Origin of the sequence: Clostridium sp. (genome assembly GCF_026168755.1) — a bacterium.
Taxonomy (GTDB): domain Bacteria; phylum Bacillota; class Clostridia; order Clostridiales; family Clostridiaceae; genus Clostridium.
The window spans coordinates 1-18,516 of record NZ_JAPFDR010000048.1; the positions used below are offsets into that span (position 1 = coordinate 1).

General features: G+C 27.7%; 18 protein-coding genes and 1 pseudogene. 18 read left to right on the forward strand and 1 reads right to left on the reverse strand.

Annotation, left to right across the window (positions count from 1 at the left end; translation table 11 throughout):
• The 14 genes and pseudogenes from Q0Y03_RS12965 to Q0Y03_RS13030 all read left to right on the forward strand — a co-directional run.
• Positions 1 to 258: pseudogene (locus Q0Y03_RS12965) on the forward strand (hypothetical protein); the annotation flags it as partial.
• A gap of 82 nt (positions 259 to 340) precedes the next feature.
• Positions 341 to 649 carry a DUF960 family protein gene (locus Q0Y03_RS12970; protein WP_297714229.1) on the forward strand — a complete coding sequence of 103 codons (309 nt, stop codon included), beginning with the start codon at positions 341 to 343 and terminating at the stop codon, positions 647 to 649.
• Between the two features lie 940 nt (positions 650 to 1,589).
• The gene (locus Q0Y03_RS12975) at positions 1,590 to 1,781 is read left to right on the forward strand and encodes a hypothetical protein (protein ID WP_297714230.1); all 192 of its coding nucleotides are present in this window, start codon (positions 1,590 to 1,592) and stop codon (positions 1,779 to 1,781) included.
• Positions 1,782 to 2,307: 526 nt separating this feature from the next.
• Positions 2,308 to 2,580: a Mor transcription activator family protein gene (locus Q0Y03_RS12980; protein ID WP_297714231.1), complete on the forward strand. Its 273-nt coding sequence runs from the start codon at positions 2,308 to 2,310 to the stop codon at positions 2,578 to 2,580.
• Positions 2,581 to 2,582: 2 nt separating this feature from the next.
• Positions 2,583 to 2,906, forward strand: coding sequence for a hypothetical protein (locus Q0Y03_RS12985; protein WP_297714232.1), 324 nt, complete (start codon positions 2,583 to 2,585; stop codon positions 2,904 to 2,906).
• Positions 2,890 to 3,690, forward strand: a complete 801-nt coding sequence (locus Q0Y03_RS12990) for a hypothetical protein (protein ID WP_297714233.1) — start codon at positions 2,890 to 2,892, stop codon at positions 3,688 to 3,690. Before Q0Y03_RS12985 ends, Q0Y03_RS12990 begins: the two co-directional genes overlap by 17 nt.
• A 133-nt stretch (positions 3,691 to 3,823) precedes the next feature.
• Positions 3,824 to 4,396 carry a hypothetical protein gene (locus tag Q0Y03_RS12995; protein ID WP_297714234.1) on the forward strand — a complete coding sequence of 191 codons (573 nt, stop codon included), beginning with the start codon at positions 3,824 to 3,826 and terminating at the stop codon, positions 4,394 to 4,396.
• Between the two features lie 209 nt (positions 4,397 to 4,605).
• Positions 4,606 to 6,204, forward strand: coding sequence for a DNA polymerase (locus Q0Y03_RS13000; RefSeq protein WP_297714235.1), 1,599 nt, complete (start codon positions 4,606 to 4,608; stop codon positions 6,202 to 6,204).
• A gap of 16 nt (positions 6,205 to 6,220) precedes the next feature.
• Positions 6,221 to 6,601, forward strand: coding sequence for a hypothetical protein (locus tag Q0Y03_RS13005; protein WP_297714237.1), 381 nt, complete (start codon positions 6,221 to 6,223; stop codon positions 6,599 to 6,601).
• Positions 6,602 to 6,657: 56 nt separating this feature from the next.
• A complete protein-coding gene (locus Q0Y03_RS13010; RefSeq protein WP_297714239.1) occupies positions 6,658 to 8,559 on the forward strand; it encodes a DUF927 domain-containing protein in 1,902 nt (633 codons plus the stop codon).
• Between the two features lie 357 nt (positions 8,560 to 8,916).
• Positions 8,917 to 9,282, forward strand: coding sequence for a hypothetical protein (locus Q0Y03_RS13015; RefSeq protein WP_297714240.1), 366 nt, complete (start codon positions 8,917 to 8,919; stop codon positions 9,280 to 9,282).
• Between the two features lie 124 nt (positions 9,283 to 9,406).
• A complete protein-coding gene (locus Q0Y03_RS13020) occupies positions 9,407 to 11,122 on the forward strand; it encodes a recombinase family protein (RefSeq protein ID WP_363318747.1) in 1,716 nt (571 codons plus the stop codon).
• 90 nt (positions 11,123 to 11,212) lie between these two features.
• Positions 11,213 to 12,097 carry a hypothetical protein gene (locus tag Q0Y03_RS13025; protein ID WP_297714241.1) on the forward strand — a complete coding sequence of 295 codons (885 nt, stop codon included), beginning with the start codon at positions 11,213 to 11,215 and terminating at the stop codon, positions 12,095 to 12,097.
• A 411-nt stretch (positions 12,098 to 12,508) separates the two neighbouring features.
• Entirely contained in the window at positions 12,509 to 13,312 is an 804-nt protein-coding gene (locus tag Q0Y03_RS13030) for a hypothetical protein (RefSeq protein WP_297714242.1), read from the forward strand.
• A 417-nt stretch (positions 13,313 to 13,729) separates the two neighbouring features.
• Here Q0Y03_RS13030 and Q0Y03_RS13035 read toward each other — a convergent pair whose 3' ends face one another.
• Positions 13,730 to 14,557: a MerR family transcriptional regulator gene (locus Q0Y03_RS13035; RefSeq protein WP_297714243.1), complete on the reverse strand. Its 828-nt coding sequence runs from the start codon at positions 14,555 to 14,557 to the stop codon at positions 13,730 to 13,732.
• An 88-nt stretch (positions 14,558 to 14,645) separates the two neighbouring features.
• Here Q0Y03_RS13035 and Q0Y03_RS13040 point away from each other — a divergent pair, with 88 nt between their 5' ends.
• The 4 genes from Q0Y03_RS13040 to Q0Y03_RS13055 form a co-directional block, all read left to right on the forward strand.
• Positions 14,646 to 15,977 carry an MATE family efflux transporter gene (locus tag Q0Y03_RS13040; RefSeq protein WP_297714244.1) on the forward strand — a complete coding sequence of 444 codons (1,332 nt, stop codon included), beginning with the start codon at positions 14,646 to 14,648 and terminating at the stop codon, positions 15,975 to 15,977.
• A 23-nt stretch (positions 15,978 to 16,000) separates the two neighbouring features.
• Positions 16,001 to 17,185: a serine hydrolase gene (locus Q0Y03_RS13045; RefSeq protein WP_297714245.1), complete on the forward strand. Its 1,185-nt coding sequence runs from the start codon at positions 16,001 to 16,003 to the stop codon at positions 17,183 to 17,185.
• Positions 17,186 to 17,411: 226 nt separating this feature from the next.
• The gene (locus Q0Y03_RS13050; protein WP_297714246.1) at positions 17,412 to 17,717 is read left to right on the forward strand and encodes a hypothetical protein; all 306 of its coding nucleotides are present in this window, start codon (positions 17,412 to 17,414) and stop codon (positions 17,715 to 17,717) included.
• A 628-nt stretch (positions 17,718 to 18,345) separates the two neighbouring features.
• Positions 18,346 to 18,516, forward strand: a 171-nt coding sequence (locus Q0Y03_RS13055; protein WP_297714248.1) for a PadR family transcriptional regulator, incomplete at its 3' end; no start/stop codon positions are given.

Here is an 18,516-nt window from a genome sequence, read left to right on the forward strand (position 1 = left end):
ATAATTTATAAAAGTTCAGCTAATCTAAAAGATGTTGCAAGAAGGTTATTAGATGAACTACTTGATGATGCGATTTATGTTGATTCCTTAATAGATAAGGACTCACTAGTTGAATATTGGATAGAGCAAACAAGTAAAGAAAATGTAATAGATAACTTAATTAGAGGAAGCAATATTGAAGAGCTATTAGGACTTGATCCAGAAACCATATATGAAGATGAATATAATAAATATTTATATTCTGAAATAGATTGTTAAGAGGTTATATCTTAGTTAATAAGATATAACCTTTTTACTTTTTAGATAAAGATGAAAACTAATAATAAGGAGAGAACTAAAGATGTTCAAGAAAGACAATAGATATGTAACTAGAGGTGTAAATGAGGAAGTAGATGTAAGATTACAACTTATAATGTGGAGCATGATTGATAAGCTAAAGGATGAAGAAAGTGTTGAACTGGATTACTTACAGGTTTTCAAGATAAGAAAAGATGGTAATAAGATTGTAATAAATCAAAGTCAAGAAGTTCCTGAATATTCATGCACATATGAAATAGAGCTAGAAGATATTCAGATAGATGATGAGATTAAAGTTTATGTAATAGATAGTGGAGAATATTCTACAATGCTTTTTCCATCAGAATACTAATTGAAGGAGGTTCAAGTAAATGATAAATAAGCTAAGTAAAGAAAAGTATTTTATTCACATTGATAAAAGAATTCAATAAAGTTGTAGAGCTATGTAATGGTACAGGTTATGATAAAGAAACTCTGGTATATATAGAGCTTGAAGAAGGTAAGTATGTAATAAAGTTAATACCTGTAAAAGATAGTTACTCGTACATATACACGTATAAGAGATAGGAGGAGAAGGTTATGGATATTATAACAGTAATAAAAGTAGTTGGAACAATACTAACAGTTGTAGCTACAACAATAGAATCAACAAGTAATAAGTAGTATGAAATATAATATCATCACAATAAATAAAATAATAAATTAATTGTGATGATATTAAAACAATAAGCTAATTTTTTTTATAACAATAATAAACTACTAGAAAATATCGTTGTAATAGTAGTGTTGATGTAACGATAGTGACGATATTTTCAGTAGGAATAAGATTGAGGAGAAAGAATAGAAGAAGTCTAAGTAAAGATGTAATTTATCTTGAAAAACAGGATAAAGAGAAAAATTGTAACTACAATCAATCTAACTACATCTAAAAAGCAACGATAACACATCAGAAAACAGAGATTTTAGAAAAGGTGAAGAAATGTAGCGATAGGAATGAAAAACTGCGAAGAGAGGATAAATTGAATGTTTTCTAAATAAGATGGTAAGTAATAAAGATAAATCAGTAAATAATAGCTTCATAACTATACAAGCTAGGATAACAAGGCATGAAAGACTATGAGATGTTGAAGTCGTAGGAAATCCTAGGCTCAATAATTCCACTTGAAATCAAGGATAAGTCATAACATATAATATGTACAAGAAAAATATAAATTCACTCAAAAATAAAAAGAATTGAAATAATAAAACATAAAAATAATGAAACTTGGAACTAGGGAATAGGAACTAAGGACTTGGGACTTGGAAAGAGTAACGGGGGGATAGGGGGGCTAAAGCCTTATAATGAAATAAGAATTGAAATAGATATAAATATAATTTATCAACAAGATAAATACATAGAAAAACAAATATGTAAGAAATTAAGAATCAATAATAAGAGTAAAAATAAAAGTAAGAAAAAAGAAGAGATTAATAAGAAGATATAATAACTATACCAATTGATATAGATAGAATTAAGAAAGTGTAAGAAATCACAATAGATAATAAAATAATAATAGAATTACATATAAAAATAATGTAACAATAAAAAAGTATATATAACGATTAAGATGTTATAAGTAATAATAAATAATAAGAATAGATAAAATATAAAATCATAACAATAGAAGTAGATAAAAATATAATGTATCAATAAAGAGAAAGATACGAAAAAACAACAATAGTACATCAGAAAACAGAGATTTCAGAAAGTGAGAATAAATAATAACACTCAAAATAAAAACAACAAAGAAATAGTAAATCAACTGTTTTAACTGATGTAGTCAAATATATATTATAAATTTGATTAAAGAGTTAATGTTTCTAATTAAGGAAGCATTAACTCTTTCTATTTTATAGATAAATTTAAGAAAGGAGTTAAGGAAGGTTTTTCAATGAAATTTTCAATGAAGTATTCGCATGAATAATCATTCAAAAGTAGTTATCATTAAAAAAAGGAGGTGAAGTTAATATATGGATATGAGTAAAGAAGATTTTAATGGGGTATATGCTACTATCTTCGAAAGTATAGGTGAGGATATTGTAAGAGAGATACATAATAAGTTTGGTGGACAACAATTTAATTTTCCTAAAAGATTGTACTCAAAAGAATATGTAATTAGGTACATAAAAGAAAATTATGATGGTAATAATGTGAGAAGGTTAGCAAAAGAACTTGACTACTCAGAAAGATGGGTACAAGCAATAATAAATAAAAATGAAATAGTAGTAAAAGGAGATGAATAACAATGAATATTTTTGATGCGGGAGGAATAACTACAGCTATTGCAGTAATAGCAACAATAATAATAGGAACAGGAATATTTGCATTGATAAATACGATATTTGAAATATGGTATCTAGGATTTGGTGCAATGGTTGGAGAATGGCTAGTATGTTGTGTTGTAGGAGCATTTATAACCAATTGGTTTTCTGGAATAATACTAAGATTCTTTTCAGTTTTATGGTTTTTAATAAAAGTAGGAGCAGTAATTGCTACTGTGATATTTATTTATCAGAAATTTAAATCTAAAAAGGTTGAAGGAGATACCAAAATTGAAGAGGGGCAATAAGATAATAATAGGAATAGTAGCAATAGTAGCTTTCATATTAATTGGATCAATAGGTAAATCTAATAATGAAGTAAAAGTTATTATAAATAAGGCTAAAGAGTACTTAAATAATGGAGAGATAAGTGAAGCTGAAAATGTACTTAGGGATAAAGCAGGAGAAACTAATAACAGAGAGTTTAAGAAGTTATGGAGTATATCTCATGGATATGAGTTAGTTTCTAATAAGATTAAATTATATGATAATATAGAGTGGGCAGAAGAAATGTTAGATAAAATTGATAAAAGCTATAGAGACTATGAGGCAACAAGAGAAAAAATAGATAATTTAAAAGAAGAATTATTAGATGTAAAAAATACTAGAGAAGAATTTAAAGAAAAAATTGATGAGGTACAAAGGTTGATTGATGAAGAGAGATATGAGGAAGCTATGGAGTTAAGTAAGGAGACTCCAGATTGGCAAAAAGTAAGTCAAAAAGATAAGAATACTATGATGGAGTTAGAGAATCAAGCTAGAGATTTATATTATGGACAAAAAAAGAGTCAAAGGGAAGAAGAGATAAAGAAACAAGATGAAGAATTTACTGTAGAAAAAGCAATTGAGTATGCAGAAGAGTATAGTCTTAGAACTGGTTTAGATACACTTAGAGTAGAAGTTGATAAGACACCACAATATGATGAAGAGGGAAGAAAATATTATACTGTAGGAGTTTACATAATAGAGTTAGATGAATTAAATGATGCTTATAGAGTATATTCAGATGGTTCAATAAGAAGATTAGATTAAAAAAGAGGGAAACCTCTTTTTTTTATTTTAATGTATAATTGTCTAAGTGTTTTAATTTTTTATTTAAGCAATTTTTAGATAATAATTATTATAATATTTTAAATTTAAAATAATATAGAAAGTAGGGATAAAAATGAAAAAATATACAGTGAAAGATTTGGTGGAAAAAGTAACTGGAGTAGATGATAAACATTATACCTGGGAGAGTCAATATGAATTAGGGAGAAGAATAAAAAAAATATTAGACACTTTATTTGGAAGCAATATTATTACAGATAAAAATATAGATAAGTATATTAGGGCATATAAACTAATTTATATGGACCAAGATATAAAAGTATTAATGGGAAGATATTGTAGGATAATAGAAAGCATGCAAAAGGAAGAAGATAGAATATTTATACCATATGTAAAAAAAGATTTTACTACCGAAGAGATGATTACAGTTTTGAAAGCTTTGTCAGAATTTCATAAGGATGAAGAAATAGGTAATTTTATAGAGTATAAGTTAATGGAGGTGAGAGCAGAGCAATATAATGAAATTTTAAATGAATTTGAATCGGAAGTTGAAAGGATAAAAATATCGATACATGGATATCCATATAAAGAAAAAGTGGAAAAAATGAATGAAATAAAGAATTACTTAAAAAGGCAAAGAGAAGAGATTGATAAAATAATAGAAGATAGTCTTATTCTACCATATTAATAAATAAAAATTTTAATTATATCATAAGAATAGAAAAAAGTAAATGTTAACTTTTTTTGTTCTTATGATTTTTTTTAACATTTTTTATATTTAATTGTCATAGTAATATATACACATAGCAACCCAATAAAAAAATAAATGTTTTTGGGTTGTTAAGAATAACTTGTTCTTTAAAAATTTAATAACAAGCATCTAAGGAGAGAAATCTTATGACAAAGTTAAAAGTTGTTTTCATTGACATTGAAACTAGTTCACTACACTTTATGAATGGTGTAATAAGATTAATAGCCTTTTCTGATGGCAATAGTGAAGTAGTTACTACAACTATGGTAGATGATGAATTGAGAGAAATTCTAAAGAATAAAGATATACTTAAAGTTTTTCATAATGCCAAGTTTGATGTAGAATTCTTTATACATAATGGATATGAGGTAAATAACTACTCATGTACTTTAGTTATGGCTCAAGTATTAGGAGAAAAGGAATTGAGTCTTAAAGCATTAACTAATAAATATCTTGGGATTGAGATGGATAAATCTATGCAAAATAGTGACAACTGGAGTGATGATAAATTAACTCAAGAGCATATTGATTATGCTATTAATGATGTTACTAACACAAGATTGTTATACTATAGGCTTTTAGACGAATTAGTTAAGAGAAATCTATTGGAAACTTATGAAAGAGAAAGAAGAGCTTTACCTTCTATAGTAATGTTAGAGCTAAATGGTATAAAGATGAACTTTGACCAGTGGAATAAAGTATTAGACTATGATAGAGAACTTTGTGATGAAATTCAGAAAGAAGTAAGGGCAATATTAGGTTTAGAGGAATTAAATCTAAACTCTCCAAAGCAGTTAATTGAAGCTTTATATGAATATGGAATTAAGCTACATTCAACATCTGATGATGAATTAGCTAAATATTCAGATGACCATGAAGTGATAAAGCTTTTAAGAAAGTACAGAAGGTTAAAGACTAAGATAAAGACTTATGGCGACAAAATGAAAACGTTTTTATGTGAGGATGGAAGAATTAGAGGTTCATGGTGGCTAATAGGAGCTACTTCTGGAAGAATGTCTTGTAAAAATCCTCCACTTCAAGCTATGCCTAGTAGTAGTAGAGAATTCTTTGTTGCAGAAAAAGGAAATAAGCTAATATGTGCTGATTATTCACAAGTGGAGCTTAGGGTTCTTGCAAATATTTCTAGAGATGAAACTTTAATTAGTTACTTTAATGAGGGTGTTGACCTTCATGCAGGTACAGCTAGTTTAGTTTTCAATAAACCTATAGAAGAAGTTACCAAGGAAGAAAGGCAAGTAGGAAAGAGTCTTAATTTTGGTATATGCTATGGAATTACAGCTTATGGTATCCAAAAAAATCTAAGAAAATTTGGTATACATATATCATTAGGAGAAGCAGAGAAATATAGAGTTGAGTTTCTTAAAGGATATCCAAAGGTAAAAGAGCTTCAAGATAAATTACTAAGAGCAAATGGAATCATGAGTTTAGGAGGAAGGTATTGGGAAGGAAGAGCTTTGTCAATGACTCAAAGATTGAATATTCCAATTCAAGGTTCAGCAGCAGAGGGATTAAAAGAAGCTTTAGCATTACTTGTATGTAATATGAAGAGTTCTTGGAAGTTAGTAGCTGTAGTTCATGATGAGGTTGTTATAGAGGTAGCAGAAGAGGAAGCAATGGAAGCAAAAGATATTTTGAAATGTTGCATGATTAATGGAATGAAAAAAATTATTAATGATATCCCAATTATTGTTGATATTTCAATAAGTGATAATTGGTGTAAGTAAAAGGAGGAAATTATAAATGATTTTTAGAGACAATAAAGGAATATTAGGAACAACTAAAACTATGCCTAATTTAAATGAAGGCAATTATGAATCAATAATACGAAGAATAATTTATTTAAGAGATAAGAAAACAGATTGGGGGTTTAGAGATTTTCTTGAAGTAACATATGAGCTTGATGATGATACCACAAAGCAAACAAAAAAGGAAAATATAATGATATCTCAAGCAAAAAACTCTAAATGTTTCAAATTCTTAAATGATGTGTACAAAGGTGATATTCCTGATGAGATAAATATTGAAGAACTAATAGGTAAGAAATGTGTATTAGCTATTAAGCATAATGCTGATGATAAGGGAAATGTTTATGCAAATATAGTAGAAAGAAAGTTTTATTAATTATAAGATGGCTTAGTTTTTTTCTAAGTCATCTTATATAAAAAGGAGAGATAGAAGTGTCAGATGTAGCAAGATTAAGACAAAGAAGACCAGCACCCAAAGTTACATATAAAAAAACTATAATAAAATATGATGATTTAGAAACGGAACAGGAGCTTGATGAAGAGCAGAGCATTGTAGATACAGATAGAATTAAAAGTCAAAAAAAGTATATTAATTTGGAGGAAAGGTTAGAAAATGAGGAGAGTATTTTAATAGGAAATTTTAGATATGACCGACACGGCATATATTTTAAATATACTGACAAGAAATCAGGAGAAATAAAAGAGAAAAAAATTTCTGATGGAGTTTATATCAAAGATAAGGTTTATAATATCGATACTAAAGAAGTATATACAAATGTATTATATAAGTTTGATGATAATTTTAATGAGATTAAGTGTCCTATGAGCGTTATTCTACCTAATGAATTATCAAAGAAAGTTATTAATGGATTTGATATCCCATATGCCAATAGAAAGTTAATATCAGAATTTTTGAGTTTGCAAGTGAAAACTGCCCCTTGTATTAATGTTTACAAAAATGTGGGATGGCATAAAGCTATAAATTTTAATGATGAATTTATTTTTAGACATGATAGGACAATAACTAATGATGAAGATGAGATAGCTATATGTGATGTAGAAATTTCAGACTATGATTTACGACATAAAGGTTATTTGCAAAGTTGGGTAAATATGTATAGAAAACACATAAAGGGTAATATTCAATTAGAAGCATTAATTTGTATGGCAACGGCTTCGGTAGTTGTTGGGAAGTTGGCTAGAACAGATGGAGAAATGGAAAGTTTATTAATACATATATATGGAAACAGTACACAAGGTAAAACAACTGGTGTAATGACAGCAGTTTCGTTAATGGGTAATCCTAGTACTAAGAATAAAGGACTTATAAGACTTTGGAATGGTACAAATAATGCGATAATGAATTCTTTAGGAGGTAATTTTGGAATTCCAGTAGTTTTTGATGAATTATCAATGAGTAGAGAAAATGACTTTACAAGTATGATTTACTCAATGGTTAGTGGAAAAGATAAAGCTAGATTAAATGATTCAATTACACAAAGAGAACAAGTAGAGTGGTCAACTGTAATAATTTCTACAGGAGAGCAATCTATTCTTGAAAGAACTAATAAAAATGCTGGATTATCAATTAGAGCAATTGAATTTGCTAATATTCAATGGACTAAATCTGCTGAAAATGCAGAGGAAATAAAGAGAGTAATTCTTAATAATTACGGAGTAGGAGCAGAATCAATAGTAAGAAAAGTAAAGGACTTAAAGGAAGAAGGGGTACAAGCTTTACTTAATAAATGGATAACTAAGCTAAAAGAGATACTTCCCAAAAATAAGTTTAGAGATAGGATTGCAAATAAGTTGGCAATAATACTTGTTACTGGAGAAATAATAAATGATTCTATAAGAATTGATTTAGACTTAGATAGTATACTTAAGTTTTTAGTTGAGAATGAAGAGAAAAATATGCTTGAAAGAGATATTGGAGCAAAGGCATTCAATCAGATAATACAAAAAATCATTGAGAATAAAGGCAATTTCAAAATAAATAATATATCAATTAAAAATAATATCTGTTGGGGAAATATTAACTTCAAAGAAGATTACTATGAAGTTTCAATTCTAAAGAATGTTTTAGAAAAGAACTTGAGAGATTTAGGGTATGGAGAACCTAAAGTAGTGGTAAAAGAATGGAAAAACTCTAATTATTTAGATACTGAAAATGATAGAACAACTAAGAGATTCAGACTCTTCGATAGTGAAGAGCAAGAACTAAGAAAAAATTCATTAGAGAAGGAAGAGTTACCAAAGAAATTAGATGATACAACATATATTCTAAAAGTACCTAAAGAGTATTTAGATAAATTTTTAATAGATAATTAATTAAATCTAATCCCGTAAAACCCGTAATCCCGTTAAAGGTAATAGTTATATATAAAATAAAAGCTGAACCTGTTAATTATATTAATAAATTTTAGGTAGCTATAGAAAAACTACGGGATTCCGGGAAAACGGGAAATTACATAACCATATACAAAGGAGAGAAAATAATGAGTTCCAATAATAAGAGTAATGAAATAATAGATTTACTATCAGAAATAATAATTAACTTTATATGTGAAAGTAAATCCAATAATAAATCTAGACAGTAAAATAAGCACATATATAAATAATCAAGAAACTAGAGATAAATATTATGAAAATAGAAGAAAGTAGTTAGAGCAAAAGGAGAAGATAAACATGATAAATGAAACAATTAAAGAAAATGTATTAATAAACTTTGATATTGATATTAAAGAAAATGAAAAAGGAGAAGGTGAGATGGCAATAGATACATATACAATAATAGTTCCAATTGAAGCTATTACAGAAGAGGTATCACTAGATGAATTACATATGGAATTTAACTCATGTATAAGTAATGTTAAGATAACGGAAAAGAAAATTAGTATGGATTATTTTACAGGTGAAACTACATTCATAAGAACAGTAAGTGAAATCCAAGAACATATTAGAATTATGGTAAATAGCATAAGGAATAAATTAATTAATGTTAAAATAGATAATTTTAAATTACTATGTAACTTCTACACTTGGAGAGATTAATTAATGATGGGAAATATCATTATTATTGAAATGACAATAGTAATGGTATTTACCGTTATAAAGTAAGATGATAAGTATATATTATAAATTTGATAGATAATAAATAATAATGGAGGAAGAGAGTATGATTAATAATTATGTAACAATGGATAATTCTATACAGGAATTGATAAGAAGGATTAATAGAGTTCCGAGAATTGGGATATACACTCGTGTAAGCACTAGTGAACAGGCAGAAACTTGGTATAGTATAGATGAGCAAGAAAGATTGCTCATAGATTGGTGCAACAAGAATGGATTAGAAGTCTTTAACTGCTATTCAGATAGAGGTATAAGTGGTAAAAATATTAAGAATAGACCAGCATTAAAAGCATTATTGAAAGATGTAGAAGATAGAAAAGTAGATATGGTAGTTAGTTGGAAGTTAAATCGTATCAGCAGAAGGTTAGCAGATGTACTTAAAATAATGGATTTACTAGAAAAAAATAATGTTACATTTAAGTCTTATTCAGAGCCATTTGAAACTACTACACATGTAGGAAGAATGCAAATGCAGATGATGGCAATGATTGGGGAGTTTGAGCGTGGGACAATCTCTCAAAATGTAAAGGTTTCCATGTGTGCTAAAGCTAGAGCTGGAGAATGGTGTGGTAACCGTGTGCTAGGCTATGATTTAGTACCAATGGAAGGTACAGAAAACAATAAAAGGAGAAAGTCAAGACTAGAAATAAATAAGGAAGAAGCTGAAATAGTAAGGATAATATTTAATGAGTATGCTAGTGGAAAAGGATATAAGGCAATTACTAATAAATTAAATAAGTTAGGGTGTAAGACTAAGAAAGGTAACAATTTTTCACAAGGTTCAATTAGAGATATCTTAATGAATCCAGTATACATAGGAAAAGTTAGATACAATGTTAGACAGAATTGGAGTGAAAAACGTAGAAGGAATATAAATCCAGAGCCAATAGTGGCAGATGGAATTCATAAAGCTATAATTGATAATGATACATGGGATAAAGTTCAAGTAATGCTTCAAGCTAAATCTGGTAAACCTTTAAGAGTCTATGATGGATTCTATCCGTTAACAGGAATATTAAAGTGTCCTAAGTGTGGAGCTGGTATGGTAATTTCAAGAACTACTAATGTACTAGCTGATGGAACTAAGAAAAGAATAGCTTATTATTGTTGTGGAGCATGGAAAAATCAAGGTACAAGTATATGTAATTCTAATACTATAAGAGTAGAGAAAGCTAATGAGTATGTGTTTAATAAACTTTCAAGTGTTTTATCTAATGATGAGATGATTAAATCAATAGTAAGAAATATAAATAAGGAAAGAATAAAGAGAGTAGACCCAAGTAAAAATGAGCTAGAAAGAATAGATAAGGAACTAGAAAACATAGATAAGAAAAAGAGAAAGATTTTTGATGCATACGAAGATGACATAATAACAAGAGAAGAATTTCTAACTAGGAAGGATGAGCTAAATCAAAGAGCTAAAGTATTACAAGAGTCAAAAGAACCTCTATTAGTTACATTAGCTGATGATGTAAGTGAAGAAATATCTTATGAGTTCATTAAAAGTGTACTAGATAATTTCAGTAAGTTATTAAACAGTAAAGAGTCAAGAGAGCAGAAGAAGAAGTTATTACATATGATAATTTCTAAGATAACAATTAACGAGTTAAGAGAAGTTGACTCAATAAACTTAACTATAAATGATAAGTTAGTAGATTATATAAGTAAAGAAGAAGGAGTATCTATAAAGGATGCTCCTTCTTCTTTTATGTTACGAAATATTGGAATGAGTGTATTGAATTTAGATATTGTTATATAAAAATAACTATATCTAGACAAATTTAGACAAAATTTTTGATAATAAAATGATAATATATAAAATATATTTAAGAAATAATGGAGGATTATTATGAAGAAGAAATTAACAATATTTATGGTATTGGTACTAGTTTTAGCACTTGTAGGATGTGAAAATAGTATAGTAAAGAAATCTATTGAAGAAGCTAAATTATCAATTGAAAGTAAGGATTATGATAAAGCACTTACATCATTACAAACAGTATTAGATGAAGATAGTGATAATGAAGAAGGAAAAAAATTATATAGTATAGTAGATAGTTATCAGAAAGCTAAAAAATCATTTGAAGAGAATAATGTTGATGAAGCTAAAAAGTTATTAGATGAAATAAATGATGAATATGTAAATTATATGATTAAAGATGATATTGATGCCTTAAAACAACAAGTTGAGAATAAGATTAAAGAAATTGAATTAATAGATAGTAATTTAACTAAATTATTAGGTTTAGTTGATGAAAAAAAATATGATGAAGCAAGTGCTTTATTTGAAGAAATAAATAAAAGTTCATTAAATGATGAGCAAAAGGCAGAGGCAAATGAATTAAAGACTAGAATAGATACTGAATTAGCTGAAATTGAGGCTCAAAAAAAGGCGAAGGAAGAAGCACGTTTAGCTGAGGAGACTAGAAGATTAGAAGAAGAAAAAAGAAAAGCTGAGGAAAATAAATTTGATAAAAGAAGAGCAGTAGAAATTTTAGTAGAAAATCAACCGTTTTACGCTTCATTTGACATCATTGAAGATAATGGCAGATTTAGCTTTGGGAAAAATGGAAAAGAAGTTATTTGGATATCGCTTTGGGACCAAGAAGTTAATCAAGAGAAAGGCTTAAAATACTATGCCTATAGACTTACGGATGTAGAAATGCATGAAGCAGGTGGAACGGGAACAATAGAGAATGGATATATTTATGAGGATGGTACAATTGGTTATTAAAATTAATAAATATATGAAGAAACTTATAAGTATTCAGAAGAGAGTGCATTTATGAATTCATAAAGAGCATATTAGAGAACTTTAGTAAGGTATTAACTGAAAGCTCAACAAGAGAGCAACAGAAGAAGCTATTACATATGATAATTTCTGAAATAACTATCAATGAGCTAAGAGAGATTTATTCAATTTAAATTAAATTAAATTATATTATAACTTAATAAATTATTTAAGCAATGAAGAAGGAGTATCTATAAAGGGTACTCCTTCTTCTTTTATGTTAAGAAATATTAGTAGAAATATATTGAATTTAGATATTACTATATAAAAAACTGATTCGACATAATTAGATAAAAATTTTAAGTTAAAAATGATAATATTTAAAAGATAATATAAGTAATAATGGAGGATTTTATGGGAAGAGTATTAACCCAAAATAATAAGATTAAATTTGAAATAAATGATAAACAAGATTGCATTCTATATTTAGGACATGTTATTGAATATTTTGAAAAGAAGAAGAATATTTATTTGAACTTAATCAAAGAAAATATTAATTATTTAAAACATGAGTTAGAAAAAAATAATATTAAAATTAATGATATTGAAGATATAATAAATTTTATTACAGATAATAGAAATGTTGATTTTGATATTAATTTTTATGAGTTTAAATTATTTAACTCATCAATAAATTTAATAAAAAATGAAATGATTAATGTAATTGGTGATTTTAGTAAAGATAAGATTTCTATATCATACAATAATTATTTAGATATTATACGTAATAAGAATATAAAAGGAGTTAAATTTAATTATAATAAAGAAAGAAAAGAAATAATTGATAATTTTAATACCAGTAGAAACTTTTTGTATCATTTTTCAAGTGATAAACTTTGTGAGTGGATAGCGTATAGACAAGAACAAATAAAAAAATATAATAATCTTGATTTTGAATTTGGTAAAGAATTCAATATATACATATCTGATGTAATACCATGTAAAGTTTTTTTGAATGAATTAAGGATAAATATTAGCTTTTATGAAGAGGCGAAAAAAATATCTTATTTTATGAAAAAAGACTTTGAAAGCTTAATTGGTGAAGAGGTGAATATTAATATTAATATAAAGAAAGGTCACTTTGATTTTTCAGCAAAAGATATTACATATAGAGGATTTGAAAGTCATAAAAATAGTAAAAAGAGAAATAATAAATAAGTTAATTATTATATTAAACTCTAGATATCAAAAAACCTCACTTATTACTGTTACGGAGAACCGTATCATAAGTAAATGAGGTTTTTACTAATATTGTAAAAATAGAATAGGATTATAGAATATTAAGGCTATTACTTATATTCATATATAAGTAGTAGTTTTTATTTACAATATAAGAATAAAGTTTATTGATATATTTAGTTAAAATGGTATATTATGGTATAATGGAGGTGTAAAATGATTAAGAAATGTATTATAAGTCGGGGTAGTTTGATTTTTAAACTACTGGATATATAGGAATTTGTTGAGGAGTACAAGCTATGATTTTTATATAAGAATTTATCGAATAGTTAAATTTGAATCTAGTAATAAAAACAAGTTCTATGCACTAGTGTTTAGTGAATAGGACTTGTTTTATTATAGGTGATGGTGACATAAAATTTCAATTTGAGTTACATACTCATCTTCATTTGATATGGCAAATTCATTTAGTCCACACTCAAAGGCGTAGCCAGATAGAGTTAGGTTGTTTTCATCTACAAATGAGAGCATTTTTTCATAAAGATGAGGTATCTTATCCCAGTCACCTATTGAAAATCCACGAAGATACTTCCCACTTGGTTTTATAAATAGGGAGGGTTTCTTTCTATCAACCTTAGTAAAAACACCATCATACTCTTCAAAGTTTCTAGAGTTTATCTTTTCAATAGAAATGTAGCTTCCACAGCTTTTCTTATAATTATTAAATTCACATGAAGATTTTAGATGATTCATAATTGCCTTCGAGTTGTTTAGTAAGCTCGAAGTATTTTCAAAGGTTAAAGGTAGCTCTGTCATAAGCAAATACTCTTCATTTAACTGTACTAACTCAATTTTTCCATCATATATCTCATCACATAGGTCAAGCATAGTACTCTTTTCCTTTAATATGATTTTTAGTTTTTTTAGACGATCTATTGTTTTGTCTATCTCACTTATTTTTGCCTTTGATATTTTTCTAAAATCATCTTTATTGGGCTTATTCATATATGCCTGTAATTCTTCTATGGACATGCCTATCTCTTTTAAAGCTAAGATGTTTTCAAGTTCAATACTTTGTTCATAGGTGTAATAACGATATCCGTTATTTCCTTTATGTTTTGGAGAAAAAATACCAACACTATCATAGTAGTGCAAGGTTCTTTTATTTATTTGGTGAATATTAGCAAATTCACCTGCTGTAAAGAATGCAAGATTATTTTTCATATTTTAAAACTCCTATGTTGACATTACAGTTACTGTATACTTTAGACTAATTGTAGCACAAGAAAATAAAGTTAGAAAGGAGAAACAAATGAATAAAGAAAGCGTGTATACAAGCCCTATTACCTTTAAGGTAATTATAGCAATTGTAATACCTACTATAGTTATGACACTTATTCAAGCATCTTATTCTATGATAGATGGTATGTTTATTTCCAATATTTTAGGGGATGTAGCCTTGTCGGCATTAACACTTATATCACCCTACTTAAATTTTTTCATTGCAATTGGTGCATTGTTTGCATCAGGAGGTAGTGCTGTAGTAATGAAAAAAATGGGAGAAGGTAAAAAAGATGAGGCAAGGAGAGATTTTACAACACTAACTCTTATTGCAGGAGGAAGTGCATTAGTACTTAGCCTTGTATTTTTGATGTTTACTAAATCTCTTGTGGGAATATTTAATGTAGAAAGTAGTGTAATGGAGCTTTGTAGAGAGTATTTATTTTCATATAGTTTTTTTATAATTCCTCAAATACTGTTTGCAATTTTACAGATATTCACAATTGGCTCAGGTAGACCTAAGCTTGCAATGATAAGTTCATTATCTGGAGGAGCAATAAATATATTATTTGACTTTATACTTATAAAGGGTCTTAAAATGGGGATGACTGGTGCTGCTATTTCTAGTGGCATTGGTATGTTAATACCATGTATTATACTTATTTTAAACTTTACAAAGAAAAAGGATACTCTATATTTTTCATCATTAAAATTTGATGGAAGGGTTTTACTAAAAACATTTAGTAATGGTGTATCTGAATTTGCATCAAACCTTGCTAGTGGAATTGTGATAATGCTTTTTAATGCTAAAATGTTATCTATTGCAGGTCCAGATGGAGTTGCAGCTAGTACCATCACATTTTATGTTTTTGGATTAATGAGTGCACTATATATGGGGTATATGCTAGGAGTATCTCCACTACTTAGCTATTTTTATGGATCTAATGAAACTTCAAAACTTAAAAAAATAAGAAAAATAAGTATTAGATTTATAGGAAGTGTTTCAATAGTTACAACAATATTGGCTATTATAGGTTCTAATGTTTTAGTTGGAGCTTTTACAGAGCAATGGTCTAGTGCATACAATATTGCAGTAAGTGGAAACAAGTTATTTTCATTAGCTTTATTACTAGTTGGATATAATACATTTTCAAGTATGCTTTTTACAGCGCTGTCAAATGGAAAGATTTCAGCTGTAATTGCATTTTCAAGAAGCTTTGTATTTTTATCTACAGCAATTATAGTATTGCCATCAATTTTTGGAATAAATGGACTTTGGCTATCTGTACCTATTTCAGAGCTTTTAGCAGGTGTTATTTCAATGATTTATATAAAAAAATATAAGTGTAAATATAATTATTAATTAAAGAAGGAGAATAAAAGATTATGAAAAGAATTATTGCATTAATAGGAGTTGTAGTAGTATGTAGCACAGTAGTTTTCACATTTATATATAGAAAGGAAATAAAACTACTATATAAATCTTTAAATAGCTTTAAGGAAGAAAATTTAGCACATACCTTTCAAAACATATACAAGATACAGCCAACTAGAGAGATAAAAAAGGGGGATAATATATATGGGTTTAGCAAAGATGAGGATAATTTACCTTTAGAATTTAAATTTAATGGAGAGGAGTTTTTAGTAGAGGATTATTTAAAAGATACAAAAACTTCTGGTTTAATAGTTATAAAGGATGACAAAATAAAACATGAATCATACTATTTAGGTGCAGATGAAAATACATTGTTTGCCTCAAACTCCATGGGAAAATCCTTTGTATCAGCATTAATGGGAATAGCTATAAATGAGGGCTATATAGAAAGTATAGATGAACCTATAGGAAAATACATAAAAGAATTTAAAGATACTAAAATTGAAAATATACCAATAAAAGCTTGTTTACAAATGGTATCTGGACTAGCTTTTGATGAAGATAAGGATATGAGTAAGTACTCAATGAGAACATTACTTGGTACTCCTGCAATGAAGCTTATATCTAAACTAGGTATTGAAGCAGAGCCTTTTACTGTAAGAAAGTATTTAAGTATAAACACAGAAATACTTGGAGAAATTATTATAAATGCAACTGGATATACTTTAACAGAATTTATGGAAGAAAAATTATGGAAAAAGCTTGGAGTTGAAAAAAATGCATTTTGGACATTAAGTAATGATAAGGAACTAGCAATGGGAGGACTTAGTATATCCCTTAGAGATTATGCAAGATTTGCTAGACTATATTTAAATAATGGAATGGTGAATAATGAACAAATAATCCCTAAAGAGTGGGTAAAAGATAGTATGGACATAAGTGCAGATTATGCAAAGCCAGGTGCAAATAATGATTCCTACAATGCTATTGGATATGGATATCAGTGGTGGATACCAGATGGAAATGAGGGGGAATTTTTAGCAATTGGTGTATACAGTCAGTGGATTTATGTAAATAGAGCTAAAAATATTATAATAGTAAAAACTAGTGCTGATCCAAACTTTATGGAGAAAGATTATGAGTTAAAGCATGTGGAGTTTTTTAGAGAATTAGCAAAAAACTATTCTGGTAAATAATGAAATATGGAAGTGATGTAGAATGAATTGACGTATTTACTTTAGAGAATATAGAAAAGAGGATGCACCTCATATTGAGGATATAATTAGGAATACATGGCAGTATGACTTATTTTGCTCAAAAGAAGTAGCAAAGAAAATGGCAAAGTTATATCTAACTAGCTGTTTATCTAATCAGACGTTCACTATGGTTGCGCTTTTAGATGAAAAGCCAGCGGGGATTATAATGGCTAAAAGCATAAAGGATTATAAAAAATCAGTTAAATACTTGATTCCACAGCTAGTAGCAGGTATGAGGCTTGTCATAAGTAATGAAGGAAGAAAGATAGCAAATACCTTTGATAGATATTGCGCACCACGTGGAAGCGAAAAAATGAAATATTTATTTTCCGGGAACTGTGAAATTCTACGGCTCAATTTCAATGTTCCCTCCAAATTAATATTTCATTTTTTCTTTTTCTATGTGTTTGCTTATAACACCGCCTTTATAGTTAATGTTTTCTGCTACAAATTTTTCTGGTATGATAGCTAACTTGTATATTACTATTATTAGTTTATTTAAAGATTAGTAATTCATAATATAAAATATGGCAAAAAGTCGTTAACTTTTAAGGTGATTGCGTAGGAGATTGTATCTTTTAGCTTTAAAGCCAGTGATAAAGAAAAATTAATGATATTATTGGAAGAAATATTGTAATTAAGTTTTAGAATTTAATTGTTTTTGGAAGAAAAAGAGCGTTAAGAAGCTGAGGGAACGAAGTGACTTTCGAAGCTTTAGCTCTTTTTCTGGAAAAAACAATATAAATTCTTAACGAAAGTTACACAATTCCTGGAAGTAATATCATTAATTTTCGGCATCACGGCATTCAAGCTCTAACGAACAATTTAGTTATAATGTGAAGAAAAGGCTAGAAGTACAAAATAGTATTTTCAGCCTTTTTATTGAATAAAATTGAATTTTAAAATGTAATGATAAAAGTTTTGATAGCACTTACAGGATTGGTTATATTAGAAGCCTTTCTTGGGGTGTTTTTTTATAATTAAACAAGATATATAAATAAAAAAAGGCAGTAGATAAACATTTGACATATATATCATTTATTGATATATTATATTTAACGATATATCAATAAATGATATATAATAGAAAGGAGAATTTTATGCCAAGAAAAGATTCTATTGATATTGGGGAACTAACAGATTCTGCTTTTTATATTTTATCTAGTGTTATTGAGGAAAAGCACGGATACCTAATTATGAAAACTATTGAGAATCTTACTAATAATGAAGTTACTATTGGTCCTGCATCACTTTATACAACACTGAAAAAG